We start from the raw sequence: 24,551 nt of genomic DNA, 5'->3' as shown, positions 1-24,551 counted from the left end.
CCTCCCCGTCACACGACAGCCGCCCAGTGCGGCTTTTTTGTTGTGCCTATCTAGCATCAAAATGCTTGACACTAGCCATTTAATGCTTAGAATCTAGCATTACAGTGCTAGGAATCTCTGGTGCTGCCGACCTGACCCCAACAGGTAGCCAATACGGGAGAAGCCATGCAAGTCCACATCCCCCCGTCAGACGCCACCCGGCCCGACGACCCCACCCGCACCGCCGACCACGGCTACTACCACCGCGAACGCAAAACTCGCGTGTCAGAAATCTCGGATGGCCAGATCATCGGCGCCCTTCGCGACCTCTTCGCCGGTCGCACTCGCCTCGCCTTCGGCGAAAAGCTGGACTGGTGGGTTGAAACGCTGCAATGCGACCTGGCGCCGCGCGATGCCGCCGGCGTTGTCCTGACGGTAATCAGCCAACACCCGGACCACCGGCGCATCGGCGCCCGCGGTGTGCAGGCGCTGCGCGCCGAGCTGGTCAAGCGAGCCCGCATGTTGATCGAGCGTTCCATGCGCGACACCGGCGAGGTGGTCCTGTGATCGCCGCCGCCCTCCTTCTCTTCCCCGTCGCCTACGCGATGGCACGCGGCATCGACATCTATGCCGCGTATCGCCGCCGCACCGACCCCTGGAGTGCACAACCATGAGCATCACCGTTCTTGGCGTGGACCCGCGCAGCCGGAGCAAGCAAAAGCTGGCGGCGCCCGCCCCCCTCCCCCATGTGTCGCGCCGCGCCCTGGCGCGCGTGCGCGATCGCATCGCGCCGCCCACGGCCTGCCATTGCTGCGATGGCAGGGACGTGTACCTGCAATCCAACGCGACAATCTACGGTCGCGAGTACGGCGACTGGCCCTTCGTCTACCGCTGCGCGCACTGCGGCGCCTACGTGGGCCTGCACCCCGATACCGATCTGCCGCTGGGCGTCATGGCCTCGAAGGAGACCATCAAGGCGCGCAAGGACGCGAAATTCCTGTTCCAGCGCCTGACGAAGGAGCGCTTCGCGAACAACCGCACCGCCGCGTACGCCTGGCTGGCGAAGGCCCTGGGGATTGCGCCGTCGATCTGCCACTTCGGCATGTTCGGCCACGACCAGGCCGACCGCGCCGCCGACGTATGCCGCGCCCAGCTCGGGAGCCGCGCATGACCGCCGCCACGCTTTGGGTCCTGCTGGCCTTCCTGCCCGCTACCCCCGACCGTCCGCCCGTCATGGTGATCGAGCGCTTCGCCACCCAGGCCGAATGCCTGGACGTCCTGGCCGTCTTCCCGCCCACCACCCGCGTCACCTTCGACTGCATGCCCAGCCGGCAGATCCGCGCTAGCGCGGCACCCACCTTGGAGAACCGCCCGTTATGAACGCCCCTATCCCGTTGCCGTCCACGGCCGAAATCTACCAGGACGCCCTGGACCACATCAGGCGCACGGCGCGCGCCAGCTCGACGCAGACGCGCCGCCTGCGCTGGATCGCCAGCCGCGCCGAGACCGCGCTGCAGGGCCGCCCGTACATCGCGGCCGAGCATGCCCAGCCGAAGATGGTCACCGATTCTGTTGCTCTCCAGAGGAAGAACCTGGCGCTGCGCATCGCCAATGCCCGCCTGCGCACGGCGCTGGCACAGATCGCCGGCGGCTCCACCGGCATCCTCGATCGCGACTTCGAGCTGGCGCAGATCGCCCAGGCCGCGCTCGACGCTGAGCAGGAGGCCGGCGCATGAAGCCCATCCGCAAGCTGATCCGCGCCGACGGCGCCGAAACCGAGCTGCACGGGCCGCATGCCCTGCAGGACGTCCGCCAGATGATCGGCGCCGACGCCCTGGACACCGTCAGCCTCGCCGACCGCGTGCACGTGATGCTGGTCGATGACGGCGGCATCCGGAAGAACTTGCCCGTCAACCCGGCGGCCACGCGCCTGTATCAGGACGCCCGCGGCGTTCCCCACCAGATCCGCGGCGACGTCGTGATCGTGCCGGACTCCGACTACGCGAGGGAAGCATGAGCGCCGCCGCCATGATCGAACGCGCCGCGCTGGACGCCCAGTTCCAGGCCGCTTGCCAGCAGTACGCCCACGGCAATGGTTCCAGCCACGCCATCGCGGCGGCCGCGCTCCGGGCCGTCGCCGCGCCGGAGCTGCTGGAGGCGTTGGAAGCGCTGCTTGGTATGGACGTGGCCTATCAACGCGGGCCCCGCGTGGAAGCTGCTGTAGCTGTCGGGTGCGCCGCCATCGCCAAGGCCAAGGGGGAGCAGCAATGACCTCCACCGCCCAATACCAGTGCCAGGCATGCGGCGGCACGTTCACCGCCAGGACGGCGGACCGCGCCCGCGGCTGGGCCCGCTTCTGCTCGAAGTCCTGCAAGGCCCGCAAGCAGGAAGCCCGCACCGGCCAGTACCGCGCCTATCAGGAGCGCCGCGACGACGAAGGTTGCTTCCCATCGCCGGCCGAGGGGGACGTCCAATGATCCGCCGCCTTCGCATCACTTGGCGCCGCGCGCGCCGCACCGGCCGCGACCTCGACCTGGTCGCCTATGTCGCCGGGATCGTCGGCGCCACGGCGTTCCTGGTCGCCATGACCGGCGTGCTGGGCCCGACGCTCGACGCCGCTCCCCAGGCGGTGGCCACCACCACCCATTCCGCGAACGCCGCCTCCGCGGCGCACGCCCCCTACTGATCCCGGAGTCCCGACAATGCAACGAATCATTCCGATCCGTGCGTCCAGCCTGGCCGAGCTATTCGACTGCCCTGCCCGCTGGGAAGCCAAGAACCTGCTGGGCATGCGCATGCCGTCTTCTGGCGCCGCGCGCCTCGGCACAGCAATCCACGCCGGCACCGCCGCATTCGACCAGGCGAAGCTGGACGGCAGCCCCATCACGCCCGACGACGCCGCCGGCGAACTGATCAAGGCCCTTTACGACACCGAGGAGGAAGTCGATTGGGACGATGCGCAGCCGCGCGACGCCGAGCGCATCGGCCTGGCGCTGCACACGCGCTACTGCGCGCAGATTGCGCCGCACCAGGATTACGTTGCGGTGGAACTTACGTGCGATCGCATGGAGATCTCCGACCTGGGAATCGCGCTCACGGGCACGACCGACCGCGTCCGGCGCACCGACAGCGGCGAGCTTGGCATTACCGACCTCAAGAGCGGCGCCCGCGCCGTCGGGTCGGACGGCACGGTCACGACCGCCGGCCACGGCCCACAGATGGGCGTGTACGAGATCCTCGCCCAGCACGCCATCGGCGAACAGATCACCGCGCCCGCGCAGATCATCGGCCTGCAAACCGGCAAGACGGCAACTGCGCAGCGCGTGGGCACTGGCGAGATCGCTGGCGCGCGCAACGCGCTCGTCGGCGACGTCGACAGCCCCGGCCTGCTCCAGCACGCGTCCCGCCTGGTGCACAGCGGCAGCTTCTACGGCAATCCCAAGTCCGTCCTCTGCTCGGGAAAGTACTGCCCGCGTCACCCCACCTGCAAATTTAAAGGCTGAGCCATGTCTATCCACCCGGTCAGCCGCGACGTGTACGTCCGGCGCACCGACCAGGCCGGCAAAACGGTCGTCACCCAGCACCTGGCCTGGGATCCGGCCGCTTTCCTGGTCAGCCAGGTCCAGCAGTACGACACCAAGGCCAAACCCGAAGAGCGCCAGTCCGTTGCCATGGCCACGGCCGCCGAATACCAAGCCTACCGCAACCAGCAGAAAGGAAACTGATCATGACTCAGACCAACACCGTCCAGGGCCTGCGCACACCGGCCGAAGCCAATCTGCCCGCGGTCGCCCCCGGCTTCAGCAGCCTGCAAGGCTTCGAACTGATGCAGCGGGCCGCCCGCCTGCTTTCCAGCAGCACCCTTGTGCCCGTGGCCTACCGTCAGACGATCGAGAAGCTGGACCGCTACGGCAATGTCAAGGAAAGCCGCGAAAATCCGAACGCCCTTGCGAATTCGGTTGTCGCGCTGAATATGGCGCAGCGCATGGGCGCCGACCCGCTGATGGTGATGCAGAATCTCTACATCGTCGAGGGCCGGCCGTCCTGGTCGTCGCAGTGGATCATTGCGGCAATCAACGGCTGCGGCCGCTTTTCGCCCCTGCGCTTTCGCATCGAGAGCCGCGGTGAGCGCGAGGTCGAATACAAGTCGAGCTATTGGGAGAACAACCAGCGGCACACCAAGGTCGAGAAGGTCAAGATCGACGACAAGGTGTGCGTGGCCTGGGCGATCGAGAAGGAGACCGGCGAGGTGATCGAGTCGCCGCCCGTGTCGATCGAGATGGCCGTGCTCGAAGGCTGGTACACGAAGAACGGCAGCAAGTGGCAGACCATGGACGAGGTCATGCTTCGGTACCGCACCGCCAGCTTCTTCGGCAAGCTCTACGCGCCCGAGTTGCTGATGGGCCTGCAGACGGTTGAAGAAGCCCAGGACATTATCGAGGCCACCACTGCCCCCGACGGCACCATCAGCGTCAACGTGGATGAGCTGCGCCAATCCGCCCAGCCGGCCCAGCGCCAGCCGGCGGCGGCGCAGGCCGATGCGACAGACCTGGAGGCCCGCGACCCCGTCGCAAACACCAACACCGCCCGCGCGAAGGCGCAAGCCGAGGCCGGTAACCCGGCGCAGGGCGCGGCAGCGGCCGCCCCTGCCGCTCAGGCGGCGCCGGCCGACGGGCAACAGGGCAATCTGCCCGGCGCTGACGCGGATCCTGGCCTGGACCCGGCCGCGGTCGAACACCAGATCGTCAGCGCCAAGACCCTGGACGTGCTGGACCTGGCCAGCGACTCCATCGACGGTGTCGACGACCTCGGAATTCGCGCGCGCCTGCATCAGATTTATCAGGAGCGCCGCGCCGCCATGGTCAAGCAGTCCGAGCAGCACGCCCAGCAGCAAGCGCAGGCTCAGCAGCAGCAACAGCAACAGCGCCCGGCCGGCGCCTCCCGCCGCCCCCGTATGGCCGCGCCGGAATAAGAGGACGCCATCATGTTCAAGAACGCCAAGATTTACCGCCTCACGTCCGCCGCGCCCTTCTGGAACCTGGACGAGCTGAACGACAAGCTGGCCGCTCATGCCTTCGTGCCCGGCGGCCAACTGGAACTCCAGACGCTCGGCTGGGTGCCGCCGCGCGAGGGCGCCGACCTGGCCCACGCCGTCAGCGGCAAGATCATCCTGACGCTGCGCGTCCAATCCAAGCTGCTGCCCGGCAAGGCCATCAACCAGGCCACGGCCGCGCGCGCCCGCGAGTTCGAGGAACGCGAGGGGTTCAAGCCCGGCCGGAAGCTGATGAAGGAGATCCGGGAAAAGATCATCGACGAGAAGCTGCCCACGGCCCTGACGCAGTACGACGATATTCGCCTTTGGATCGACCCCATCGAGCGCTGGCTGATCATCGACACCAGCACGCCCGCGAAGGCGGACATGGTCATCGGACTCCTGGCGAAATCCATCGAGCCGTTCCCGCTCGAAAACCTGTATGTCGCCATGTCGCCGGCGTCCGCCATGACCGGCTGGCTGGCCGAAAACGAGGCGCCGGCCAACTTCAGCATCGACCAGGACGCCGAGCTGCGTGCTTCGGGCACCAGCGGTGCCGCCATCCGCTACGTCAAGCACTCGATCGACGCCGACGACGTGCGCCGCCACATCCAATCCGGCAAGCAGTGCACGCGCCTCGCCATGACCTGGGCGGACAAGATCTCGTTCGAACTGACCGAGGATCTGGATATCCGAAAGATCCGGCCGCTGGACGTGCTGAAAGAGAACCACCCGGCCAACGACACGGATGCCGAGGTCTTCGACGCGGAATTCCTGTTGATGGCCGGGGAAATCGCCAAGCTGCTGGCCGAGCTGGTCTATGCCCTGGGCGGTGAGAAGCAAATCCAGGAATCCGCCGCCACCAATGCGGCGCCGACGGCGGGCCAGATGCCGCTCGAAGGCGACGGCGACGGCGACGACGCTAACGACGCCATCGACCCACTGTACATGGAGGCCGTCACCCTGGTCCGTAAGCACGGCCGCCCCTCCATTTCCCTCATTCAACGCCATCTGCGCATCGGCTACAACCGCGCCGCCCGCCTCCTGGAATCCATGGAGATGGCGGGCCTGGTGACGGCCATGCAGTCCAACGGCAGCCGCGAGCTGCGCGCCTAAGGAGCCGCCATGCGAATCAACCGCATCACCATCGAGAACTTCCAGGGCGCACGCGCCGTGGACCTGGACCTGCGCACGCCTGCCGCGCTTATCGCCGGCGCGAACGGTGCCGGCAAGTCCAGCATCGCCGAGGCCGTGCGCCTGGCACTGCTGGGCACGCCCGAGCGGGTCGGCCTGAAGAAGGAATTCGGCGCGCTGGTCACGGAGGGCGCGAAGGTCGGCGCCGTCGCGCTGGATCTGGACGACGGCACGGTCGGCATCGGCCTGCCGAAGGGCACGCAATCGGGCGAGGTGCTGGTGCCGCAGTCGCCAGCCCTGCCCTACGTCCTGGCACCCGAGCGCTTCGCCGCGGCCAAGCCGGATGAGCGCCGCACCCTCCTGTTCGCCCTGAGCGGCACGAACGTGAAGGCCGACGAGATCGAGCGTCGGCTGCTGGACCGCGGATGCAGCCCTCTCCTGGTTCCGTCGATCAAGCCCATCCTACGCAGCGGCTTCGCCGCCGGCGCCGAGTACGCAAAACAGCAGGCGACCGAGGCCAAGGGCGCATGGAAGGCCGTTGCTGGCGAGCAATGGGGTAGCCAGAAGGCCGAAGGCTGGGCCGCGGAAATCCCGCCGTTCGACCAGGCGGCGCTGGTGGGCGAGCGCGCGACGTTGGCCGGCGTGGATGCCAAGCTGGAGCAGAACGTCAAGGCCCAGGGCGCGCTCGAACAGAAGGCGTCCGCCTATGCCGCCGCGCGCGACCTGGTGGCCGCACGCCAGACCCAGGCCGCAAAGCTGCCGGCCCTGCGCCAAAAGTTGGAGTTCGACCGGGCCGAACACGCCAATCTGGCCGAGCGCGTCAGCGCGCTGGAGGCGAAGGCGGGGACCGGCCCGCGGGTTGGTCTGGTGCACGCGCTGGCCGATAGCTTGGCGGAGGCTTTCGACACCCTGGCCGACGAGCATTTCTCGGTGGATCTGCACGGCAGGTCGCTGGTCGCCCTGACCGAGTATGAACGCCAATTCGGCAAGATTGGTGCGGTCGGCGATGCCGAGGCGTCCGCGGCACTGCCCAAGGCCATCGAAGCCCGCGACTTGATGGCGCGCAGCGTCGAAAACGACCTCCGCGACATCAGCGCGGCGGAAGTAGCGGCGGTGCAGCTTCAGGACGAGACCGCGCCGGAGGAGATCCGGCCCGCCGACGTCGAAGCGGCCCGCGCCAAGGTGACCGCGCTGCGCGCCGAGCGCAAGGCGGTCGACGATCGCGTGCAGGCTCTGCTAAACGCCAAACAGGCCGCCACCAGCGCTGCGGAGCGCACCGCCAATGCCACCCGGTATCACGCCGATGTCCTGGCCTGGCTGGCAATCGGCGATGCACTCTCGCCCGATGGCATCCCGGGCGAGATCCTGGCAGAGGCTCTGCAGCCCTTCAACGCCAAGCTGGCCGACCTGGCCGAGCTCGCGGGCTGGTTGACGCCCGCTATCGCTGCCGACATGGGGATCACCTGGGGTGGCCGGTCCTATCGCCTGCTGTCGGAGTCGGAACGCTGGCGCGTGGACGCCCTGATCGGCGCGGCGCTTGCCGAGATCTCCGGCCTGCGCTGCTTGATCCTGGACCGCTTCGATGTGCTGGACCTGCCGGGCCGCGGCGACGCCCTGGGCCTGGTCGACGCGCTGTCCGCCGACGGCCGCATGGACACCATCCTGGTGCTGGGCACGCTCAAAGCAGCGCCGCCGGCGCCCTCCGACGCCTTCACCGTCCACTGGCTCGAACAGGGCCACGCCGGCCCGGCCAAGCTCAAGGAGGCGGCATGACAACCATCCGCCACCACTCCACGGAAATGCAGACGGCCCGACGCATGACGGCCGAGCAGTTGCGCCTGCTGGGCGTACGGGTGAAGCCGGCGACCAGCAACGCGCAGTTGGCCGAACTAATCGCGGAGCGCATGGGCTGGATGGCACCGGAAACCACGCCCGATGCCCTGTATCCCTTCCTGCTGCGATTCTTGGACGTGAGCCGCTCCGCCGTCACGCCGGCGCCCTACCGGCCCTTTGCGCGAAAGCCAATGCGCTACGACTTGACCATGCGCACGATCGCGGCCCGAGCCGCGGCCGACCAACCGCACATGACGCATGCCGCCAGCAACGTTGTCACCTGGAGGGAACTCGCAGCATGAGCTTTCACACCACCATTGCGCGCCTGCGCGAGGCGTCGTTCGCCGCGCCGGCCGCGGGCGACAACCCGAACATCTGCCAGGTCCGCCGGGAGGACCTGCGCAGCGCCCTCCACCTCATTGACCGGCTGGACGCCGACGTTCGGCAGGCCGGCGTCATCACCCAGTGCGAATCGGCCGGCTTGCCGACCTTCGATGCCTGGTATGCCGCCCACCACAACGACAGCACATTCGAGCATGACCGCCAGCAGCGCGCCGGGGACGGGATGGCGCACATCCGCCTGCTCACCACTGACCACAGCAGCACCCGCGTGGACTACACCGGCCTGCTTGGACAGTCGATCGGCACGCTCAAACGGGGCGGGACGAGGCCCGACCTGGCGGAAATGCTGCGCCAGCTCACCGGCCATCTGAAAGAGCTGGGCCAGCGCTGGTATGCCGGCGACACCGCCGTGGTCGACGAAATCCTGCAGCTCTACTGCATCGAGTCGGAGGCACGCGCTGCGCTGGTCGTGCAACCGGGAGCGCAGAAGCAAGAACCGCTGCCGACCGAATCCATGGTTGTGGCAGGATTCGAGGCCGTCTCCTGCTTTCAAGACACGGAAACCTACAAGGCGCTATCGGGCTGCCGCCAATCCGCGGAATCCGCACGGGTTTGCTGGGCAGCCATGGTCCAGGCAATGCCGGAGGGAAGTCAGCCTCGCCAGGACCGTCCGCCAACAGATGAGGCCCTTCTTGGCTTATGGGCGGAAGCCTTCTGGCCGTCGGGTGACATCTGTGAATCCAAGGAAACGGTAATGCGCTTTGCCCGGCAGACGCTGGCGCGGTTTGGTGCAGCGCAGAAGCAAGGAGGGATCGATGCGAACTGATCGCGAATTGCTGGAGCTGGCGGCGCGAGCGAACTGGGCGCAAGAGGTGGCCGACGATGAAATCTCCTTGCGGTACTGCGAGATCAACGACGGCATCCTGTACCTGCACGCGGACAACCAGGACCACAACGGACACGACCGCGAGTTCGTTTGGAACCCGCTCACCGACGACGGCGACAACCGCCGCCTACAGGTCAAGCTGGGCCTGGGCCTGGTGCCGCTGGAGGGCGGCGGCTGGGGCTGCATCACCTGGGACCATGGCGAGGAGGTCACCTTGGCCACGGACTTTGACCCAAATCGGGCCATCGTCCGAGGCGCGGCCGAGATCGGCGCCCAGGCCCACTCGGACCACAAGGACGGAGGCGCAAATGCGTAAAGTATTCGACACCCTGGGCGGCAACTTCGAAGCTTGCCGCGAGGCCGAGCAATGGTGCCGCGAGCGCGACATCTCGGTCGGCGCAATGGAGCGAGCCCAGCCGCGCGGGCTGGCGGTTGGCCCCTACGTCATTGCCAAATGGAGCAATCTGCGCCCGCACGAACGCGCGAGCCTGGATGGCCGGATGACCGGCGACATGCGCCACGGGCCCGTCGTCGTCGAGCTGAAAGGGGAAGAGGCCGACTACCCCGTCATCCCCGAAGAGTTCAGGGAGGTGGAACCTTGAAAGAACGCCCTATCCTGTTCAACGCTGCCATGGTGCGCGCCGTGCTGGCCGGCGACAAGACGCAGACGCGGCGCGCCGTAAAGCTTCCGCACCACAACCCGCTCGGCCAATGGGAACCCACCACGGTCGGCGGCCCTGGAGTGCGCTTCTCTGACGGCACGCCCGCCCCCTCCCAGGCCGCGATCTGGCACACCCGAACCGGCGACGCTATCCTCTGCCCCTACGGCCAGCCCGGCGACCGCCTGTGGATACGGGAAACTGTCCGCGCGGAAGAACAGCCTGGCGGCCTCGATGGCGTCCGCTACCTCGCCGACAACGCCTTCCTGCCGATCGAAAACGCCAGTGCGGCGGCGGACGCGTGGCTCGACCTGCACCGGTACCGGGGGAAGCGGGGCGCGACCGCGCCTCCCATACACATGCCGCGCTGGGCGTGCCGCCTGATGCTGGAGGTCACGCGCGTGCGCGTGGAACGGCTCCAGGCCATCAACCACATGGATGCCCTCGCCGAAGGTGTCGGCCTGAACCCGTCCGCCGCCGACCTGGCCATGACCACGCCAGCGGGCGAATCGATGCCGCGCGCGATGTTCCGCGCACTGTGGGAGCAAATTAACGGCGCTGGCGCCTGGGACACGAACCCATGGGTATGGGTGGTGGAGTTCCGCGTCCAGGCACCTGTAGCCGAGCGGGAGACCGTCCGATGAGCGGATACCTTTCTGCATCAGAGTTGGCCGAGCTGGTCGGCTGTCAAGCCAACCAACGAAGCATCATGGCGCGATGGCTGGATACGAACGCCTGGAAGTGGGAACGGGGAAGGAATGGCTTGCCGCGCGTAGCGCGTGCATATCACGATAAAAGGATGGGAATCAGCGATGGAAAAGCAGCGGCCGCGCAAGGTAGCAGGCTCAAGAACGAGCCGAACCTCGACGCCTTCGCGTGCGTGGGAAAGGACCGGGCTCGATCGCGTCTACAAACGGGTCGGTAGCCGCCGCGTTTCGTTCATCTATAAGCATCTGAACACCAGTGAAACGTTGGCTTCAGCGGCGCTGGGCGACCGTGCGGCTATAAACGAGGCATGGCGTCTAGCCCGTGTCAAAGCAGCGGCGCTGCTGGAGGGCAAGGTCACTGCGGGATCGGTCGCCGAGGGCATCGAACGATTCGAACTTGTGTATGCGCCCAAACATTTCATCGACCAAAGCAAGAACGGCAAGGACGATCGGAAGGCGCAATTCAAGGCGCTGACCTCGTTTTTCGGAGCCATGAACCCCAGGGCGCTGCGACAAACGCACGGATATCAATACCTGACAGCACGCGCGGATGCAGGAGCCCCAGAGCGTGGCAAAAAGGAAATGGCCATGATGACGACCATCTGCCATTACTTTGTACGCGACGACCTTATGGAACGGAACCCATTTACCGACATGCGGTATTCGACTTCCGCGGACCACGGGGACGACGGCAAGCCGCAGCGCAGCGTCTCGCGCCGCCAAGTTCTACGCTTCTACCTGTGGTCCCTCCGACAGCGTCAGAACTATCGCACGCTGGGCTGCGCAGCGATGTTCACCTATCTGACAGGCTATCGCGCCTCCGAAGTGCGACCGTTTCAAAAGTCCGGCCTGCGGCCGGACGGCGCGGTGGTGCTGTCGGCCAAAAGAAAAAAGGGGCAAAAGCCCGTCGAAAAGGTGCGCAACTGGTCGCGCAAGCTGCGCTGTGTCGTGGCGCGCGCGCTGGATCGAACCGACCCGGGTCGCCTCTCGCCCTACCTATTTGCACCGTCGCGCGCGCGGTCAGCATGCTACTCGCGCTCCGGCTGGGGATCATCCTGGCAGGACGCCATGAACGCATGGATCCGGACTCGGGACACGAAGGTCAAGGAGGGCGACCTAGTGACCGATCATGCGCTTTATTTTGCCCTTCAGGATATCCGGCCCGCAGCGATCACCAGAAAGCTTGCGCAAAGGGCGCCGGATGCATATGACTTCGCGGCCCATGCAAACCCTGAAACCACCCATCGCCACTATGACAGGCGCACCGTCAAGCGCGCCGACGCGACCGAGTAGATTCTAAAATTTGGATTTTCGTTCTAATTTTCGGAATATGGAATGAAAAAAGGCACTTCGCTTTCGCGTAAGTGCCTGATTTCATTAAATTCTTGGGGTGGCTGATGGGGCTCGAACCCACGACAACCGGAATCACAATCCGGGACTCTACCAACTGAGCTACAGCCACCTCTGGTACTGCTTTCTTCGCCGCGCTGTCTCTGAAAAGAGACGCTCATCAACGAAGAGGCCGAATTCTAGCACGTTTTTTTGAACGGTGTGGAAGCGGGCGGGGCCTGCCTACTTGCCAGGCCCCGCCGTGTTGATATCCTTGCGCATTGATCCCCTCTGGAGGCTGTCTCTTTCGCCATCGCCATGGACCGCATACACGCTATCTTGATCGATTACTGGCCCCACCTGGTATTTGCCATCAGCGTCGTGGCCGGGACGGGCGCGGCGGTGCATGCCGCGATGACCAAACAGGACGTGCGGGCGGCCATCGGCTGGGTGGGGGTGGCGCTGTTTTCGCCGCTGTTCGGGGCGCTGTTCTACTTCGTGGCCGGCATCAACCGCATCCGCAAGACGCGGCTGTCGCAGCAGCGCGACGAAGCAATGGTGGTGGACGCGGAACAGGTCGAGACGGCGCCCGTGGACGTGGTGCCGATCTCCGGCCCGCAGTTCGCCTCGCTGAAGGTGCTGGGCGACCGGGTCAGCCGGTTCCGCCTTCTGGGCGGCAACGCGGTGCAGCCCCTGGCCGGCGGCGACGAGGCCTATCCGGCCATGCTGCGGGCGATCCGCGACGCGCGCCACGCCGTGGCGATGCAGAGCTACATCTTCGACAACGATCCGATCGGGCGCGAAATGGCGCAGGCCTTGATCGAAGCGCGGGCGCGCGGCGTCGAAGTCCGGGTGCTGATCGATGCGATAGGCTCCAAGTACTCCCGCCCTCCCATCGTCCGCATGCTGGCCCGCGGCGGCGTGCCGGTGGCGCGCTTCATGACCAATCCGCTGGGCGTGCTGCGCATGCCCTACGCCAATCTGCGCAGCCACCGGAAGGTGCTGGTCATCGACGGACGGGTGGGCTTCACCGGCGGCATGAATGTGCGCGCGGCCTTTGTCAGCGCGCTGGCCGGTCCCGCCACCAACCGCGACACGCACTTCCGCGTGGAAGGCCCGATCGTGACGCAGTTGATGTCGGTGTTCGCGCACGACTGGAACTTCACCACGCACGAATCGCTGCCCGCCAAGCCCTGGTTCGACCCCAGCGCCATACCGCTCACCGGTTGCGTGCCGATGCGCTGCGTGCCGTCCGGCCCCGACCGCGCGCTGGGCAGTTCACACAATATGCTGCTGGGCGCGCTCGCGGTGGCGCAGCGCCATGTCCGCATCCAGTCGCCCTACTTCCTGCCCGACCAGACGCTGATCGGCGCGCTGGCGACGGCCGCGCGCCGAGGGGTGGCGGTGGACATCGTCATCCCCGGCAAGAACAATCTGCGGCTGGTCGACTACGCGATGACGGCGCAACTGGACCAGGTGATCCGCACCGGCTGCCGGGTCTGGCGCTCGCGCGGCGCGTTCGACCATTCCAAGCTGATGACCGTGGACGACGCCTGGGCCTATGTTGGGTCGTCCAATCTGGATCCGCGCAGCCTGCGGCTGAACTTCGAACTGGACACCGAAATCTACGACGCCGGCGTGGCGCGCTGGATCGCCGCGCGGGTCGACGAACTGATCGGCCAGGCCCGGCGCGAGACGCTGGAAACCCTGCAGCAGGCGCCTTTCGCCAAGCGCCTGCGCAACAAGGTGATCTGGCTGGCAACGCCCTATTTGTGACGCCGCCGCCGCAACTACGGTAATCTTGCGCGATGCGCTATGAACTTACCGATCTCCGCCTGTTTCTCGCGATCGCCGAGGCGAAAAGCCTGTCCGGCGGAGCCAACGCGGTGCACTTGACCGCGTCCTCGGCCAGCTATCGCCTGAAGAACCTGGAGTTCGCGATGGGCGTGCCGCTGTTCAAGCGCGAGGCCCGCGGCATGGAACTCACGGTGGAAGGCGCTTTCGTGCTGAAACACGTGCGCTCGCTGCTGGCAGGCGTCGAACGCATGCACGGGGAGGTCAGCGGCTTCGCCAGCGGCCTGAAGGGCAGCGTCAAGCTGTTCGCCAACAGCAGTTCGCTCAACGGCTTCATCGTCCCCAGCCTGAGCCGCTTCCTGTCGGCCAACCCCAACGTCAATATCCTGCTCGAAGAGCGTTCCAGCAATACCATCGAGGCCGCCATCGCCGGCCAGGAAGCGGACATCGGCATCTTCGCGGGCCGGGCGGAATCCGCCGGGGTCAACGCAACGCGCTATGCGGTCGACGAACTGATCATCGCGGCGCCCTTGAACCACCCCGTGGTGGAAAGCTCGCCGGTGCGCTTCCCGGCGGTGCTGGACCTGGATTTCGTCTGCATGAGCCGCACCAGCAGCAATTACGTCTTCCTGCGCGACATGGCCAAGCTGGCCGGGAAGGCGCCCAAGGTGCGCATCCACGTGCATACCTTCGACGCCGTGCTGTCCATGGTGGAGGCTGGCGTAGGCGTGTCCCTGGTGCCGCGCAGCGTTGCCGCCAGCGCGCTGCGCGAAGAGCGGATCGCGGCCGTGGCCCTGCGCGAACCCTGGGCCCTGCGCGAACTGACGCTCGTCACCCAGGCCGGCGTGCCGCCCTCGCCCTTCGTCGAACAGGTGGCCGAATACCTGCTCGACGATCCTATCGTGGCGGCCACGCGCGAACAGGATTGAGCGTCCTCGCGGGACGCGGGAGCGCTCAACTGCCCAGGCAGGCCTGCGCCGCGGCGACTGTGCGCTGAATGCTGCGCTCCAGCCTGTCGGCCGTCAGGCCATAACCGGGCAGGCGGCGCCACAGGACCAGCCCGCCCGTCTGCGGGTCGATGCCGGCGGCGGCGCCGGCCAGGTTCTGCCCCAGGTAGGCGTCGCCCAGCAGTTCGACGGCGGCCTCCCCGTCCAGCTCGATCGGCTCGGCGCCCACGGGGGCCAGCAGCAGCAGCTCTTCTTCCGCGGCGTCCCATGCCAGCACGACCGCCTGCCCGGGCTGCGGCAGGAGCACGCAATGTTCGTTCTCGAGCACGGCGGGGGGCAGGCCGGCCCGCGTGCAATAGGCATTGACCAGGGCGAGGAAAGTGTCGATGTTCATGTGGCGATACGTTCGGCTGGAAAGTCCGGAATCAGGCGAAATTGGCCGGCGTGAAAATCGGCTGTTCGGGCGCAACGGCAAGCTCGGCCGGATTGTCGTCGCCCGGCTGGCCCAGCCGGGCGCCCCAGTTGAGGGCGGCATCGCTGAAGGCATGGAACCTGCCCGCCAGGGCTTCGGCGTCCAGCTCGGCAAGGTCCAGCCGCAGCATCAGCATTGCGTGATGGCGCGTATCGTCCAGGGCCAGCGCGCCGCCGGCGACCGAGCGCCACGAGGTATTCGCCGCCAGCATCATGGGATAAACGCGGGCGCGCGCGTCCGGCGCCACGGGGCCCAGGTCGGCGGCCAGCACCAGGGCCTGGACTTCGCCTTCGACGAAATACTGCAACAGCAGGGTAACGCCGCCGACCCGCAGCGCGCCCGCGCCCTGCTCGTCGAAAAGCGTGGCGTCCTGGCCCAGGGCCTTCGCCAAGGCCGCCAGTTTGGCGGGCAGAGAAATGGACATTGCGGATTTCCTTTGGAGGCGGAAAGGATGGAGCCGGGACGGCTCAATGCTTGTGGTTGAGGATGGAGGTGGAGGTGAGCATCGCGCCGATATGCGGCACCATGCCGACGGGCACGCGCAGCGAGACCTCCTTGCCGTTGGGGGACGTCGTAAGAGCCGTCCCCCCCTGGCCCATGAGCGGCCCGAGGTAGCTCTGAAGCGCTTTGTTCATCTTGGCGACGTCGCTCTTCGAGCCCGAACACGTGAACAGCAGGTCATTGGTGCCTGCTTCCTGGCGGATATGCCATTCCTTGCGCTTCGATGGATCGGAGATCTGCGGATGCCGCAACGGAATGCCGCTGTCGGTCTTCGCGGTCGTCGGGGAGGTCAGCTTCTCCAGGCCGTCGAGCAGGTTGAGGGAAATGTCGCGCAGGTTCGTATGGTCGATGCCGGTGTTCGGGACGCCGAAATCGAAATCGTCCACCGCAAGCCGCTCCTGGAATATCTGCAGGATGTCGTCGCGGCGCCCCTCGTACTGAGCCTTGATGCCCTGGATGTGCTGGCCAAAATTGGCGGAATCGGGCCGTTGGTCGCCGAACTGCTGGGCATACAGGTCGAACAGTTGGGAGTCGGCGCCGGATTCTTTCAGCCTGGCGATCTGCCGCACTCCCTCCATTTTTTCGGAAAGCGGGCTCTGGTCGAACATGGAGAAATTCTTGTAGCCCTGGCCCGGGAGGATACTGGGCTGCTTGAACGAGAAATCCGAATTGATGTCGCCGCGCCGGCCCAGCAGGCCGCCCTCCAGCGCATGGCCGGGATCGATGCCGACAAAGGTGTCGCCCACGTAACCCTTGTTTCCGCCCTTGGAGCCGAGCGCGTCGCGGTCGGCCATCAGCAGCAGCAGGATCTTGTTGCGACCCAGTTCCTTCATGCTGGAATCGAGCGTGGGCGGCCCGCTGTATACGCCGTTCGCATCGCCCTGCGCCTTCGTGTTGCGCACCAGCACGCCATCCTTCAGATAGCGTTCGCCTCGCAGGGGCTTGCCGTCGAAGTCGCTGAACGAGTGCTCGTCCGTGCCGTCCACGTGCGTGCCGTCCAGCATGAGCTTGGGCGTCCCGTCGGCATATTCGCCCTCCACGATCTTGAGCTTCTGGCTCTGGATGCCCAGGCTGCGCATCAGGTCGTTGGCCAGCGCCTCGCGCACCGCGCCCTCGTTGCGGTCCTTGGCGGTGGCGCCCGTGAACCAGCGATGCAGCGCGTTCTTCGCCTTGTCGCTGGGAATCTGGTAGCGGTCCCCGGATTTGTCGGCCTCGTAATAATCGAGCTTGATGTAGTGGTTCTTGTTGAACTTCGGCTGCGTTTCCATGATGCCGTGGCGCAGGCTGTCCATCATTTCGTTGGCGTGCCCGGCGCGCGTCCCGTCGGCGGTCTGCGCGCTTCCGGCGAAGGCCTCCTGCACCAGGCCCGAAACCAATGCGTTCGTGAAGCCGGGATCCCGGTCCTGGTCGGCCCGCAGGCTTGCCAGCACGTCCGGCGCATCGCCGTCCTTAACGGACTGCAAGAGTTCTCGGGCATTTTCCGCATGCGGCGAATCGGACTCGGAGAGGGACGTCAGCACCTGGTTCAGCATGGCCTGCAGGGCCTGGTCGCCGGGCGCGCCCTGCGGGGGTTGCTGGCCCAGCCACTCCTCTGTCATCCGCAGGGCGTCCTGGTGGAACTTGTGCTGCGGATTCTGCAGTTTGACGGAGTCGCCCGGCGTCCAGTCGCGCTTGGCGATGAAACCCGGTTCGACGCCCTTCGCCTTGTCGCCCATGACCCGGTAGCCCGCCACGCTGCCCTGGAAGGCGTTTCCGTTGACCGGGGCGTAGCGGCGGCCGAACTGGGGCGCGGGATCGTCCTGCGCGCGCGCCAGGACGCGGCTCAGCCCCTGCCCGATCGCCGCGGCGAAATTCTGGAACTGATTCCCGATGCGGGCGAGCAAATTCGTTTGAAGTTGGCCCGAGGCTCCCTGCACTTGCGTAACCATGGCTTTCCCGTGAATCGATGTCCGAAGGGCGACGGACATGGACTGCCCGCCAGGCTCATGGTCTGAGTAACGGGGCGCGCGGGAAAGTTCCAACGGCGGTCCGGCGCCCCGGGGACGTATTCAACGTGGGGGCCAGGTCTACCGGCGGCGCTTGCTTTCCAGGAATTCATTCATGAACTTCTGGGGTTCGCCGGTATTGAAAGCGGCCCCGAATTCCGCGACGCTGTCCTCGATCGCCTGGTCCACCGACATCGTCTCCCAGCGGCGCAACAGCTTCTTCTGCTGGCGCAGCGCCGCCGGGCCGAGCGCGGCGAAGCCCTCGGCCAGCTTGCGCACGGCGGCGTCCAGGTCGGCCCGGGGCACCGCGGCGTTCACCAGGCCCCAGTCCCGCGCGCGCCTGGCGTCGATCAGATCGCCCGTGAGCAGCATCCAGGCGCTGTTGGCGGCGCCGATCAACGGCGGCATGAGCGCGGCGTGTATCACCGAGGGAATGCCCACCTTCACCTCGGGCATGCCGAACTGCGCGTCGTCGGCGCTGATGCGCAGGTCGCAGGCCAGGGCGAACTCCAGGCCGCCGCCCAGGCACCAGCCCGGAATGCGCGCGATGACGGGCACCGGGAAGTGGCGGACCGCATTGCAGAGGTCGCGCAGGTTCGAAATGAAGGTCCGCGCCTTCTGCTCGTCGAGCGCGGCCATTTCCGCGATGTCGGCGCCGGCCACGAAGGCGCGGTCGCTGGCGCCTCGCAGGACCAGCACGCGCACCGCATCGTCGTCGCGCAGTTGCGCGAGCGCTTCTCGAAGGCCATCGATCACCGGCGTGCTCAGGATATTCAGCACGCCGGCGTCCTGCATGGTCAGGGTGGCGATGCCGGACGCCTCGATCTCGGCGCGGGCATGGGGAACGGTAAAGGATCTGGTGCTCATGAGGGTTCCTGGTTACTGCATTTTCTCGAATTTGATGTCCTCGACCACGGTCTTCCAGTGGCCGTAGGATTGCGCGATCAGCGCGCCGAACTCGTCGCGCGACATCGGACTGGGCATGGCGCCCTGCTTCTCGATGGCGTCGGCGGTGGCGGGATCGGCCAGCGCCTCGCGCACCGCCGCGTTCAGCTTGTCCAGCACGGCGGCCGGCGTTCCGGCGGGCGCGGCCAGCCCGAACCATGAAGGATGGTTCATCGCCGGCAGGCCCGCTTCGGCGTAGGTCGGCACGTCGGGCAGGACTTTCAGCCGCTGCTTCGCCGCCACGGCGAGCGGGCGGATACGCTGCGCCTGGATCAGGGGATTGGACGACGGGATATTGTCGAACACGACCTGTACCTGCCCCGCCACCAGATCGTTGAGCGCCGGCCCCAGGCCTTTGTAGGGGACATGCAGCATGCGGGTGCCGGTCGTCTTCAGGAACAGCTCGCCATTCATGTGGCTCAAGCCGCCGTTGCCGGAAGAACCGAAGGCGTACTTGTCCGGTTCCGCCTTCAGCAGCCGCAGGAATGCCGCGAGGTCCGGCGCGGGCAGCGCCGGGTTCACCACCAGCACGTTGGGAACGTCGGCCAGATTGCTGATGGGCGCGAAATCCTTGACGGGGTCGTAGGCGCTTCTTGCGTAGACGTTCGGATTGACGGCGTGGGAGCTTTCGACCGCCATCACCAGGGTATAGCCGTCGGCGGGCTGCTTGGCGGCATAGGCCGAACCGATGCTGCCGCCGGCGCCGGGCCGGTTCTCGACGACGACGGATTGGCCAAGCCGCTCGCCAAGCTTGTTGCCGACCACGCGGGCGATGATGTCCGTCGTGCCTCCGACGGCATAGGGAACGACCAGGCGGATGGGCCGGTCGGGATACTCGGCGGCGGCCATTGCCGGCAATACCAGGCAGGCGCATGCCGCCGCCAGAGGGAATCGTATGGATTTCATTGTTGTCTCCTCGGATGAATCACAAAGTGGCGGGACTCGGCAGCACGATATCCGTGTGCTCGCCCAGCAGCGGCGGCGCGGCGCCCATCGCTGCTGGCGGAGTCCCCGCCAGCAGCGGGTTGCGCACCAGGCGCAATTCGCCCAGCACGGGATGCGTGGCGGTCTGCAACAGCCCGCGGTGCAGCACCTGCGGATGCGCGAACACCTCGTCCAGCGTGTGGATGGGCCCCCAGGGCACGCCAGCGGCGTCGAAGGCGTCCGTCCAGCGCTTGCGCGCGGCGGCCGCCAGCGTTTCGGCTATCAGCGGCCGCAGGCTGTCCATGTGCGCCAGGCGCGCGCTGTTGGTGGCGTAGCGCGCATCGGCCGCCCATTCCGGGCGCCCCGCCACGCCGCAGAAACGCGCGAACTGGCCGTCGTTGCCGATGGCCAGGATGAGGTGGCCGTCGGCGCAGGCGAAAACCTCGTACGGCGCGCAGTTCGGGTGGGCGTTGCCGCTGCGTTTGGGCGCCTCGCCGGACACCAGGTAGTTGGCGCCCTGGTTCGCGTTCAGCGCCACCGCGACGTCGAGCAGGCAGATATCCAGCGGCATGCCTCGCCCGGTCTGGTCGCGCTGCCGCAACGCGGCCAGCACGGCCGAAGTGGCGTACATGCCGGTCATCAGGTCCACCACCGCCACGCCGGTGCGCAGCGGCCCCGCGCCCGGCGTTCCATCGGGCTGGCCGGTGTAGCTCATCAGGCCGCCCATGCCTTGGAACACATAGTCGTACCCCGGCTTGCCGGCCATGGGGCCGGACTGGCCATAGCCGGTGATGGACAGATAGATCAGGCGCGGATTGAGGCTCGCGAGCGAGGCGTAGTCGAGCCCGTACTTGCGCAGGCCGCCGGCCTTGTAGTTCTCGACCAGGACGTCGGCGTCGGCGACCAGCTCCCGCACGCGGGCGGCGCCCGCTTCCGTGGAGAAATCGATGGCGACGGATTGCTTGCCTCGGTTGCAGGCCATGAAGTACGCCGACATCGACGCGCCGCCGTCGGCCGACCGCAGGTCTGGCGGCCCCCAGCCGCGCGTATCGTCGCCGCGTCCGGGATGTTCGACCTTGATGACCTGCGCGCCGAGGTCCGACAGGTTCTGCGTGCACCAGGGGCCCGCGAGGATGCGCGACAAGTCCACGACTTTGACGCCGCGCAAGGCATTGTGAAGCATAGTGTCTCCGTGATTCAGGCGATCCGGAAAATTATGCCGGCCGCGTTGCGCGGCGAGGAGTCGAATGTTTCGAACGCTGTGTTCGTCGGCGTTCAAGCGGCGAGCGCCCCAGCCGGGCCGCCGCGCCGCGTTAGAAAGCCGCGAACGTTGAGTTCGAATATTTCGGATGGAGTATTGCGCGAGGCGCCGCCATACTGCCCTCGCGGAGGCGCATTGGCAGTCGCGCCCCCCTCACGATAAGACTCCTGGAGACAACCATGATCCGCAACATCCTGCGACGCGGCGCGCTCGGCGCGCTGCTCGTGAGCAGCCTGGCCGCGGGCGCCGCCCGCGCCGACTATCCCGACCACCCCGTCACCGTCGTCGTGGCCTTCGCCCCCGGCGGCATGACCGACATCGTCGCCCGCCTGCTGTCGGCCGAACTGGGCAAGCGCTTCAACCAGACCTTCGTGGTCGAGAACAAGCCCGGCGCCGCCGGGCAGGTCGGCACCGAACTGGTTTCGCGCCAGAAAAACGATGGCTATACGCTGCTGGTCAGCGCCACCGGCCACGTGATCGGCCCGGCGGTCAACGACAAGGTCCGCTATGACCCGGTAAAGGATTTCGAGCCCATCGCGATTCTTGCGCGCGCCCCGAACCTGGTGGTGGTCAACGCGGGCCTGCCCGTCAAGACCATCCCGGAATTCCTTAGCTGGGGCAAGTCGCAGCCCGGCGTGCCCTACGGTTCGGCGGGCTTCGGCGGCTCCACCCATCTGGGCGGCGAATGGCTGAAGAAGATCACGGGCGTGCCGATGGAACACGTGCCCTACAAGGGCGCGTCCCCGGCCACCAACGCGGTCGTGTCGGGCGAGCTGAAGGTCGCGGTGCAGGACGCGATGAGCGTGGCGCCCTTCATCAAATCGGGCCAACTGCGTCCCATCGGCGTCGCCAGCGCCGAACGCAGCAAGCTCTTCCCGGACCTGCCCACGTTCGCCGAATCGGGAGCGCCGGGCCTGGACGTCTACACCTGGCTGGGCTTCTACGCGCCGGCGGGCACGGACCCGGCGATCGTGGCCAAGCTGAACGAAGCCACCAACCAGATCATGAACTCGCCCGAGATGGTCCAGCGGCTGGCCGGGCAGAACAGCGAACCGCTCGGCCCCATGACGCCGAAGCAGGTAGCGGGCTTCGTCGCGGACGAAACGGCCAAATGGCGCAACGTGGTCCAGACCACCGGCGTCAAGGTGGAGTAAACGGGATGGGCTAGGGCGGGCCGCTCCCGCGGCCCGCCCTAGCCGTCCGACGCCGGCGTGTGCGCCGCGCGCACGGCGAACACCGCGTTGGCCTTGAGCATGACGCGGCCCTCCACCTGCAGCAGGCAGGTGGCGTAGATCAGGCGCCGGCCCTGTTTGTCGATCCGGACGTGCGCCTCGAGCCAATCGCCGGGCTTGACCGGATTCAAGAACTCCACCGACATCTGCACGGTCACGACCGAGACCTGCGCCTGGTGCGCGATAGTGTGCCCCAGGGCGCTGTCGGCCAGGGTCGCCAGCAGCCCGCCATGGGCGATGGAGTGCATATTCGTGTGCGCGTGCTCCACGCGCAGGGCGAGCACGCTGTCGGCGTCGCGCTTGTACAGCGCGCCGAGCTCAGCCAGGTGCGCCATGAAGGGACTGCTCGGGCGCCAGGGCGCGAAACCGGAAGGAATGGAGTCTGTCATGGCTGGGGCCAAGGTCTAGGAAACGACAGTATCGCAAAGAAGGCCGCGGCCGGCTGGACGCCGGGCGCGGCCCTGGCCATGGCGCGGACGCGTCAGAAAACCGTCGCGCCCTCTTCCACCCGATGCTCGAGCAGGGCTGCGGGGGCCCAATGCCCGCCATGGACGCGCTGCAAGGCCCGGATTTTCTCCAGCGTCGCCGCCAGCCCCAGCGTCTGGGCATAGAACATCGGGCCGCCGCGCGCGCCCGGAAAACCGTAGCCATGGACATAGACCACGTCCACGTCCGAGGCACGCTGCGCGATGCCCTCCTCGATGATCCGCGCGCCCTCATTGACCAGCGCCAGCATGCAGCGTTCGACGATTTCCTCGTCGCTCACCGGCCGGCGGACGATGCCGGCCTCGCGCGCGCATTCCTCGATGATGCCGTCCACCACGGGATCGGGCAGCGGCTGCCGGCTGCCCGGCTCGTAGCGGTAGTAGCCCGCCTGGGTCTTCTGGCCGAAACGGCCGAGTTCGCAAATGCGGTCCGCCACCTTGGAATAGCGCAGGTGCGCGGGCCGCGTGGGGGCCAGGCGCTTGCGCGTGGCCCAATTGATGTCCATGCCCGCCAGGTCGGCCATGGCCAATGGCCCCATGGCCATGCCGAAGCGCGTCAGCGCGCCGTCGATCTGCTGCGGGCTGGCGCCCTCTTCCAGCAGGAAGCCGGCCTCTCGCCAGTAGCCCGTCAGCATGCGGTTGCCGACGAAACCTTCGCACACCCCGACCAGTACGGGAATCTTGCCGATTTTCTGCGCCACGGCCATGCAGGTGGCGATGACGTCGGCGCCGGTGCGCGCGCCGCGCACCACCTCCAGCAGCTTCATGACGTTGGCCGGGCTGAAGAAGTGCAGTCCGATCACCGCCTCCGGACGCGCCGTGCAGGCCGCGATCTCGTCGATGTTCAGGCGCGACGTGTTGGTGGCCAGAATCGCGCCCGGCTTGCACACGGCGTCCAGTTGCCGGAACACGGCCTGCTTGACCGCCATGTCCTCGAACACGGCCTCGATGACGAGATCGGCTGGCGCCAGGTCCTGGAGGTCCAGGCTGGGCGCGATGCGCGCCAGCCGGGCCTCGACGCCGGCGGCGTCGAGCTTGCCCTTGGCGGCGGTGATCTCGTAGTTCTTGCGGATCAGCGCCATGCCCCGGTCCAGCGCCGCCTGATCGCGTTCGTACAGCGTCACGGAATAGCCGGCGTTGGAAAACGCCATGGCGATCCCCCCGCCCATGGTGCCGGCGCCCAGGATGCCCACGCGTCCGACCTCGCCCGCACGGCCGCCGCCGGAAACGCGCGGCGCTTCCTTCTCGGCGAAGAACAGGCGGCGCAGCGCCTTGGAGGCGTCGCCTTCGACCAGCGCGTCGAACAACCGGCGTTCCTCGTCCAGACCCGCCTCGATCGGCAGGCGCGTCGCGGCCTCGACGCAGTCGACCGCCGCGCGTTGCGCGATCGCGTTGCGGGCCTTGGGATTGACGCGGGCACGCGCCGCTGAAAAATCCACGCCGTCCGCGCTCAAGGCGCGGCGCGAAGCGACCGGATGCGATGCCAGGTGCGCGCGCTCGAGGGCGTAGGACAGCGCGGCATCCAGCAGATCGCCTTCGGCGACCGCATCCACCAGCCCCGCGGCCAGGGCGGCCGCGGCATCCAGCGGTTTGCCGGACTGGATCATTTCCAGCGCGGGCAACACGCCGATCAGCCGCGGCAGGCGCTGCGTGCCGCCGCCGCCCGGCACTAGGCCAAGGTTCACTTCCGGCAGCCCCAGCCGGGCGCCCGCCTGCGCCACGCGGTAATGGCATCCCAGGGCCAGCTCCAGCCCGCCGCCCAAGGCGAAACCGTGGATGGCGGCCACCACCGGCTTGCCGGACGCCTCGATGGCCGCGATCACGTCGCGCAACATGGGCCTGGCGGTCGCCGCCGGCGTATTGAACTGACGGATGTCGGCGCCGCCGCAGAAGGCCTTGCCGGCGCCGGCGATAACGATGGCGTCGACGCCGGCATCCGCTCGCGCCAGGGCCAGGCCTTCATGGACCCCGCGGCGCACGGTATCGCCCAGGCCATTGACGGGCGGGTTATCGAGGAAGATGACGGCCGCGCGCCCATGCAGGGCGTAGCGGACGGTGTCGGAAAGATCGCGGGACGGCGAGGTGGCGGTCAAGCTCATGGGTA

At 67.2% G+C, this 24,551-nt stretch carries 31 protein-coding genes, 1 tRNA gene and 1 pseudogene; 24 read left to right on the top strand and 9 right to left on the bottom strand.

The window, feature by feature from the left end; genetic code table 11:
• Window positions 1–165: 165 nt before the first annotated feature.
• The 21 genes and pseudogenes from AVE30378_RS12735 (at window position 166) to AVE30378_RS12640 (ending at window position 11,865) form a co-directional block, all read left to right on the top strand.
• Window positions 166–546: a hypothetical protein gene (locus AVE30378_RS12735; protein ID WP_129241225.1), complete on the top strand. Its 381-nt coding sequence runs from the start codon at window positions 166–168 to the stop codon at window positions 544–546.
• A 103-nt stretch (window positions 547–649) separates the two neighbouring features.
• The gene (locus AVE30378_RS12730) at window positions 650–1,150 is read left to right on the top strand and encodes a zinc-finger-containing protein (RefSeq protein ID WP_129241224.1); all 501 of its coding nucleotides are present in this window, start codon (window positions 650–652) and stop codon (window positions 1,148–1,150) included.
• Window positions 1,147–1,359, top strand: a complete 213-nt coding sequence (locus AVE30378_RS12725) for a hypothetical protein (RefSeq protein WP_129241223.1) — start codon at window positions 1,147–1,149, stop codon at window positions 1,357–1,359. Before AVE30378_RS12730 ends, AVE30378_RS12725 begins: the two co-directional genes overlap by 4 nt.
• Window positions 1,356–1,715: a hypothetical protein gene (locus AVE30378_RS12720; protein ID WP_129241222.1), complete on the top strand. Its 360-nt coding sequence runs from the start codon at window positions 1,356–1,358 to the stop codon at window positions 1,713–1,715. The genes AVE30378_RS12725 and AVE30378_RS12720 overlap by 4 nt, the downstream gene beginning before the upstream one ends.
• Window positions 1,712–1,996, top strand: a complete 285-nt coding sequence (locus tag AVE30378_RS12715) for a DUF3846 domain-containing protein (protein ID WP_129241221.1) — start codon at window positions 1,712–1,714, stop codon at window positions 1,994–1,996. Before AVE30378_RS12720 ends, AVE30378_RS12715 begins: the two co-directional genes overlap by 4 nt.
• Complete coding sequence (locus tag AVE30378_RS12710; RefSeq protein ID WP_129241220.1) at window positions 1,993–2,250, top strand: hypothetical protein; 258 nt, start codon at window positions 1,993–1,995, stop codon at window positions 2,248–2,250. The genes AVE30378_RS12715 and AVE30378_RS12710 overlap by 4 nt, the downstream gene beginning before the upstream one ends.
• Complete coding sequence (locus AVE30378_RS12705; RefSeq protein ID WP_129241219.1) at window positions 2,247–2,456, top strand: hypothetical protein; 210 nt, start codon at window positions 2,247–2,249, stop codon at window positions 2,454–2,456. Before AVE30378_RS12710 ends, AVE30378_RS12705 begins: the two co-directional genes overlap by 4 nt.
• Window positions 2,453–2,665 (top strand): hypothetical protein, encoded by a 213-nt coding sequence (locus AVE30378_RS12700; protein ID WP_129241218.1) that lies wholly within the window; start codon window positions 2,453–2,455, stop codon window positions 2,663–2,665. The genes AVE30378_RS12705 and AVE30378_RS12700 overlap by 4 nt, the downstream gene beginning before the upstream one ends.
• Before the next feature lie 16 nt (window positions 2,666–2,681).
• On the top strand, window positions 2,682–3,482 hold the full coding sequence (locus AVE30378_RS12695) for a RecB family exonuclease (RefSeq protein WP_129241217.1): 801 nt from the start codon (window positions 2,682–2,684) through the stop codon (window positions 3,480–3,482).
• A 3-nt stretch (window positions 3,483–3,485) separates the two neighbouring features.
• Complete coding sequence (locus tag AVE30378_RS12690) at window positions 3,486–3,704, top strand: hypothetical protein (RefSeq protein ID WP_129241216.1); 219 nt, start codon at window positions 3,486–3,488, stop codon at window positions 3,702–3,704.
• A gap of 2 nt (window positions 3,705–3,706) precedes the next feature.
• Window positions 3,707–4,951: a hypothetical protein gene (locus AVE30378_RS12685; RefSeq protein ID WP_129241215.1), complete on the top strand. Its 1,245-nt coding sequence runs from the start codon at window positions 3,707–3,709 to the stop codon at window positions 4,949–4,951.
• 9 nt (window positions 4,952–4,960) lie between these two features.
• Window positions 4,961–5,869 (top strand): annotated as a pseudogene (locus tag AVE30378_RS12680) (recombination-associated protein RdgC); the annotation flags it as partial.
• A 30-nt stretch (window positions 5,870–5,899) separates the two neighbouring features.
• A complete protein-coding gene (locus AVE30378_RS32840; RefSeq protein ID WP_279636196.1) occupies window positions 5,900–6,127 on the top strand; it encodes a DNA translocase FtsK in 228 nt (75 codons plus the stop codon).
• 9 nt (window positions 6,128–6,136) lie between these two features.
• Window positions 6,137–7,918, top strand: a complete 1,782-nt coding sequence (locus AVE30378_RS12675; RefSeq protein ID WP_129241213.1) for an AAA family ATPase — start codon at window positions 6,137–6,139, stop codon at window positions 7,916–7,918.
• Window positions 7,915–8,280 carry a hypothetical protein gene (locus tag AVE30378_RS12670; RefSeq protein ID WP_129241212.1) on the top strand — a complete coding sequence of 122 codons (366 nt, stop codon included), beginning with the start codon at window positions 7,915–7,917 and terminating at the stop codon, window positions 8,278–8,280. Before AVE30378_RS12675 ends, AVE30378_RS12670 begins: the two co-directional genes overlap by 4 nt.
• Window positions 8,277–9,146, top strand: coding sequence for a hypothetical protein (locus AVE30378_RS12665; RefSeq protein WP_129241211.1), 870 nt, complete (start codon window positions 8,277–8,279; stop codon window positions 9,144–9,146). Before AVE30378_RS12670 ends, AVE30378_RS12665 begins: the two co-directional genes overlap by 4 nt.
• Window positions 9,136–9,522 (top strand): hypothetical protein, encoded by a 387-nt coding sequence (locus tag AVE30378_RS12660; RefSeq protein ID WP_129241210.1) that lies wholly within the window; start codon window positions 9,136–9,138, stop codon window positions 9,520–9,522. The genes AVE30378_RS12665 and AVE30378_RS12660 overlap by 11 nt, the downstream gene beginning before the upstream one ends.
• Window positions 9,515–9,808, top strand: coding sequence for a hypothetical protein (locus AVE30378_RS12655; RefSeq protein ID WP_129241209.1), 294 nt, complete (start codon window positions 9,515–9,517; stop codon window positions 9,806–9,808). Before AVE30378_RS12660 ends, AVE30378_RS12655 begins: the two co-directional genes overlap by 8 nt.
• Window positions 9,805–10,509 carry an ASCH domain-containing protein gene (locus tag AVE30378_RS12650; RefSeq protein WP_129241208.1) on the top strand — a complete coding sequence of 235 codons (705 nt, stop codon included), beginning with the start codon at window positions 9,805–9,807 and terminating at the stop codon, window positions 10,507–10,509. The genes AVE30378_RS12655 and AVE30378_RS12650 overlap by 4 nt, the downstream gene beginning before the upstream one ends.
• Window positions 10,446–10,790 (top strand): DUF4224 domain-containing protein, encoded by a 345-nt coding sequence (locus tag AVE30378_RS33105; RefSeq protein WP_129241207.1) that lies wholly within the window; start codon window positions 10,446–10,448, stop codon window positions 10,788–10,790. Before AVE30378_RS12650 ends, AVE30378_RS33105 begins: the two co-directional genes overlap by 64 nt.
• Window positions 10,678–11,865 (top strand): site-specific integrase, encoded by a 1,188-nt coding sequence (locus tag AVE30378_RS12640; RefSeq protein ID WP_165360166.1) that lies wholly within the window; start codon window positions 10,678–10,680, stop codon window positions 11,863–11,865. The genes AVE30378_RS33105 and AVE30378_RS12640 overlap by 113 nt, the downstream gene beginning before the upstream one ends.
• A gap of 93 nt (window positions 11,866–11,958) precedes the next feature.
• Here the strand turns inward: AVE30378_RS12640 and AVE30378_RS12635 are convergent.
• Window positions 11,959–12,034, bottom strand: a tRNA-His gene (locus AVE30378_RS12635).
• Between the two features lie 185 nt (window positions 12,035–12,219).
• On the opposite strand from AVE30378_RS12635, the gene cls reads away from it, so the two are divergent.
• The gene (cls, locus tag AVE30378_RS12630; RefSeq protein ID WP_129241205.1) at window positions 12,220–13,677 is read left to right on the top strand and encodes a cardiolipin synthase; all 1,458 of its coding nucleotides are present in this window, start codon (window positions 12,220–12,222) and stop codon (window positions 13,675–13,677) included.
• Between the two features lie 32 nt (window positions 13,678–13,709).
• On the top strand, window positions 13,710–14,624 hold the full coding sequence (locus tag AVE30378_RS12625; protein WP_129241204.1) for a LysR family transcriptional regulator: 915 nt from the start codon (window positions 13,710–13,712) through the stop codon (window positions 14,622–14,624).
• Between the two features lie 25 nt (window positions 14,625–14,649).
• Here AVE30378_RS12625 and AVE30378_RS12620 read toward each other — a convergent pair whose 3' ends face one another.
• From AVE30378_RS12620 to AVE30378_RS12595, 6 genes are all read right to left on the bottom strand, one after another.
• Entirely contained in the window at window positions 14,650–15,036 is a 387-nt protein-coding gene (locus AVE30378_RS12620; RefSeq protein ID WP_165360165.1) for a type III secretion system chaperone, read from the bottom strand.
• Window positions 15,037–15,067: 31 nt separating this feature from the next.
• The gene (locus AVE30378_RS12615; RefSeq protein ID WP_129241202.1) at window positions 15,068–15,538 is read right to left on the bottom strand and encodes a type III secretion system chaperone; all 471 of its coding nucleotides are present in this window, start codon (window positions 15,536–15,538) and stop codon (window positions 15,068–15,070) included.
• A gap of 43 nt (window positions 15,539–15,581) precedes the next feature.
• Window positions 15,582–17,543, bottom strand: a complete 1,962-nt coding sequence (locus AVE30378_RS12610; protein ID WP_129241201.1) for a hypothetical protein — start codon at window positions 17,541–17,543, stop codon at window positions 15,582–15,584.
• A 138-nt stretch (window positions 17,544–17,681) separates the two neighbouring features.
• Window positions 17,682–18,467 carry an enoyl-CoA hydratase gene (locus AVE30378_RS12605; RefSeq protein WP_129241200.1) on the bottom strand — a complete coding sequence of 262 codons (786 nt, stop codon included), beginning with the start codon at window positions 18,465–18,467 and terminating at the stop codon, window positions 17,682–17,684.
• 12 nt (window positions 18,468–18,479) lie between these two features.
• Complete coding sequence (locus tag AVE30378_RS12600) at window positions 18,480–19,451, bottom strand: Bug family tripartite tricarboxylate transporter substrate binding protein (RefSeq protein ID WP_129241199.1); 972 nt, start codon at window positions 19,449–19,451, stop codon at window positions 18,480–18,482.
• Between the two features lie 19 nt (window positions 19,452–19,470).
• Window positions 19,471–20,652, bottom strand: coding sequence for a CaiB/BaiF CoA transferase family protein (locus AVE30378_RS12595; RefSeq protein WP_129241198.1), 1,182 nt, complete (start codon window positions 20,650–20,652; stop codon window positions 19,471–19,473).
• Between the two features lie 257 nt (window positions 20,653–20,909).
• On the opposite strand from AVE30378_RS12595, the gene AVE30378_RS12590 reads away from it, so the two are divergent.
• Complete coding sequence (locus AVE30378_RS12590) at window positions 20,910–21,884, top strand: Bug family tripartite tricarboxylate transporter substrate binding protein (RefSeq protein WP_129241197.1); 975 nt, start codon at window positions 20,910–20,912, stop codon at window positions 21,882–21,884.
• A gap of 38 nt (window positions 21,885–21,922) precedes the next feature.
• Here AVE30378_RS12590 and AVE30378_RS12585 read toward each other — a convergent pair whose 3' ends face one another.
• Window positions 21,923–22,351, bottom strand: coding sequence for a PaaI family thioesterase (locus AVE30378_RS12585; RefSeq protein WP_129241196.1), 429 nt, complete (start codon window positions 22,349–22,351; stop codon window positions 21,923–21,925).
• A gap of 92 nt (window positions 22,352–22,443) precedes the next feature.
• Window positions 22,444–24,546: a 3-hydroxyacyl-CoA dehydrogenase NAD-binding domain-containing protein gene (locus AVE30378_RS12580; protein ID WP_129241195.1), complete on the bottom strand. Its 2,103-nt coding sequence runs from the start codon at window positions 24,544–24,546 to the stop codon at window positions 22,444–22,446.
• Window positions 24,547–24,551: the final 5 nt, after the last annotated feature.

The organism is Achromobacter veterisilvae, from assembly GCF_900496975.1.
Lineage (GTDB): Bacteria > Pseudomonadota > Gammaproteobacteria > Burkholderiales > Burkholderiaceae_B > Achromobacter > Achromobacter veterisilvae.
Note: the sequence above shows the minus strand (reverse complement) of the source record. Positions and strands in the feature narration are given on the sequence as shown.

Coding starts and splice junctions, on each gene's coding strand:
- AVE30378_RS12735 (WP_129241225.1), top strand. CDS start 166: ATGCAAGTCCACATCCCCCCGTCAGACGCCACCCGGCCCGACGACCCC.
- AVE30378_RS12730 (WP_129241224.1), top strand. CDS start 650: ATGAGCATCACCGTTCTTGGCGTGGACCCGCGCAGCCGGAGCAAGCAA.
- AVE30378_RS12725 (WP_129241223.1), top strand. CDS start 1,147: ATGACCGCCGCCACGCTTTGGGTCCTGCTGGCCTTCCTGCCCGCTACC.
- AVE30378_RS12720 (WP_129241222.1), top strand. CDS start 1,356: ATGAACGCCCCTATCCCGTTGCCGTCCACGGCCGAAATCTACCAGGAC.
- AVE30378_RS12715 (WP_129241221.1), top strand. CDS start 1,712: ATGAAGCCCATCCGCAAGCTGATCCGCGCCGACGGCGCCGAAACCGAG.
- AVE30378_RS12710 (WP_129241220.1), top strand. CDS start 1,993: ATGAGCGCCGCCGCCATGATCGAACGCGCCGCGCTGGACGCCCAGTTC.
- AVE30378_RS12705 (WP_129241219.1), top strand. CDS start 2,247: ATGACCTCCACCGCCCAATACCAGTGCCAGGCATGCGGCGGCACGTTC.
- AVE30378_RS12700 (WP_129241218.1), top strand. CDS start 2,453: ATGATCCGCCGCCTTCGCATCACTTGGCGCCGCGCGCGCCGCACCGGC.
- AVE30378_RS12695 (WP_129241217.1), top strand. CDS start 2,682: ATGCAACGAATCATTCCGATCCGTGCGTCCAGCCTGGCCGAGCTATTC.
- AVE30378_RS12690 (WP_129241216.1), top strand. CDS start 3,486: ATGTCTATCCACCCGGTCAGCCGCGACGTGTACGTCCGGCGCACCGAC.
- AVE30378_RS12685 (WP_129241215.1), top strand. CDS start 3,707: ATGACTCAGACCAACACCGTCCAGGGCCTGCGCACACCGGCCGAAGCC.
- AVE30378_RS32840 (WP_279636196.1), top strand. CDS start 5,900: ATGCCGCTCGAAGGCGACGGCGACGGCGACGACGCTAACGACGCCATC.
- AVE30378_RS12675 (WP_129241213.1), top strand. CDS start 6,137: ATGCGAATCAACCGCATCACCATCGAGAACTTCCAGGGCGCACGCGCC.
- AVE30378_RS12670 (WP_129241212.1), top strand. CDS start 7,915: ATGACAACCATCCGCCACCACTCCACGGAAATGCAGACGGCCCGACGC.
- AVE30378_RS12665 (WP_129241211.1), top strand. CDS start 8,277: ATGAGCTTTCACACCACCATTGCGCGCCTGCGCGAGGCGTCGTTCGCC.
- AVE30378_RS12660 (WP_129241210.1), top strand. CDS start 9,136: ATGCGAACTGATCGCGAATTGCTGGAGCTGGCGGCGCGAGCGAACTGG.
- AVE30378_RS12655 (WP_129241209.1), top strand. CDS start 9,515: ATGCGTAAAGTATTCGACACCCTGGGCGGCAACTTCGAAGCTTGCCGC.
- AVE30378_RS33105 (WP_129241207.1), top strand. CDS start 10,446: ATGGGTATGGGTGGTGGAGTTCCGCGTCCAGGCACCTGTAGCCGAGCG.
- AVE30378_RS12640 (WP_165360166.1), top strand. CDS start 10,678: ATGGAAAAGCAGCGGCCGCGCAAGGTAGCAGGCTCAAGAACGAGCCGA.
- cls (WP_129241205.1), top strand. CDS start 12,220: ATGGACCGCATACACGCTATCTTGATCGATTACTGGCCCCACCTGGTA.
- AVE30378_RS12625 (WP_129241204.1), top strand. CDS start 13,710: ATGCGCTATGAACTTACCGATCTCCGCCTGTTTCTCGCGATCGCCGAG.
- AVE30378_RS12620 (WP_165360165.1), bottom strand. CDS start 15,036: ATGAACATCGACACTTTCCTCGCCCTGGTCAATGCCTATTGCACGCGG.
- AVE30378_RS12615 (WP_129241202.1), bottom strand. CDS start 15,538: ATGTCCATTTCTCTGCCCGCCAAACTGGCGGCCTTGGCGAAGGCCCTG.
- AVE30378_RS12610 (WP_129241201.1), bottom strand. CDS start 17,543: ATGGTTACGCAAGTGCAGGGAGCCTCGGGCCAACTTCAAACGAATTTG.
- AVE30378_RS12605 (WP_129241200.1), bottom strand. CDS start 18,467: ATGAGCACCAGATCCTTTACCGTTCCCCATGCCCGCGCCGAGATCGAG.
- AVE30378_RS12600 (WP_129241199.1), bottom strand. CDS start 19,451: ATGAAATCCATACGATTCCCTCTGGCGGCGGCATGCGCCTGCCTGGTA.
- AVE30378_RS12595 (WP_129241198.1), bottom strand. CDS start 20,652: ATGCTTCACAATGCCTTGCGCGGCGTCAAAGTCGTGGACTTGTCGCGC.
- AVE30378_RS12590 (WP_129241197.1), top strand. CDS start 20,910: ATGATCCGCAACATCCTGCGACGCGGCGCGCTCGGCGCGCTGCTCGTG.
- AVE30378_RS12585 (WP_129241196.1), bottom strand. CDS start 22,351: ATGACAGACTCCATTCCTTCCGGTTTCGCGCCCTGGCGCCCGAGCAGT.
- AVE30378_RS12580 (WP_129241195.1), bottom strand. CDS start 24,546: ATGAGCTTGACCGCCACCTCGCCGTCCCGCGATCTTTCCGACACCGTC.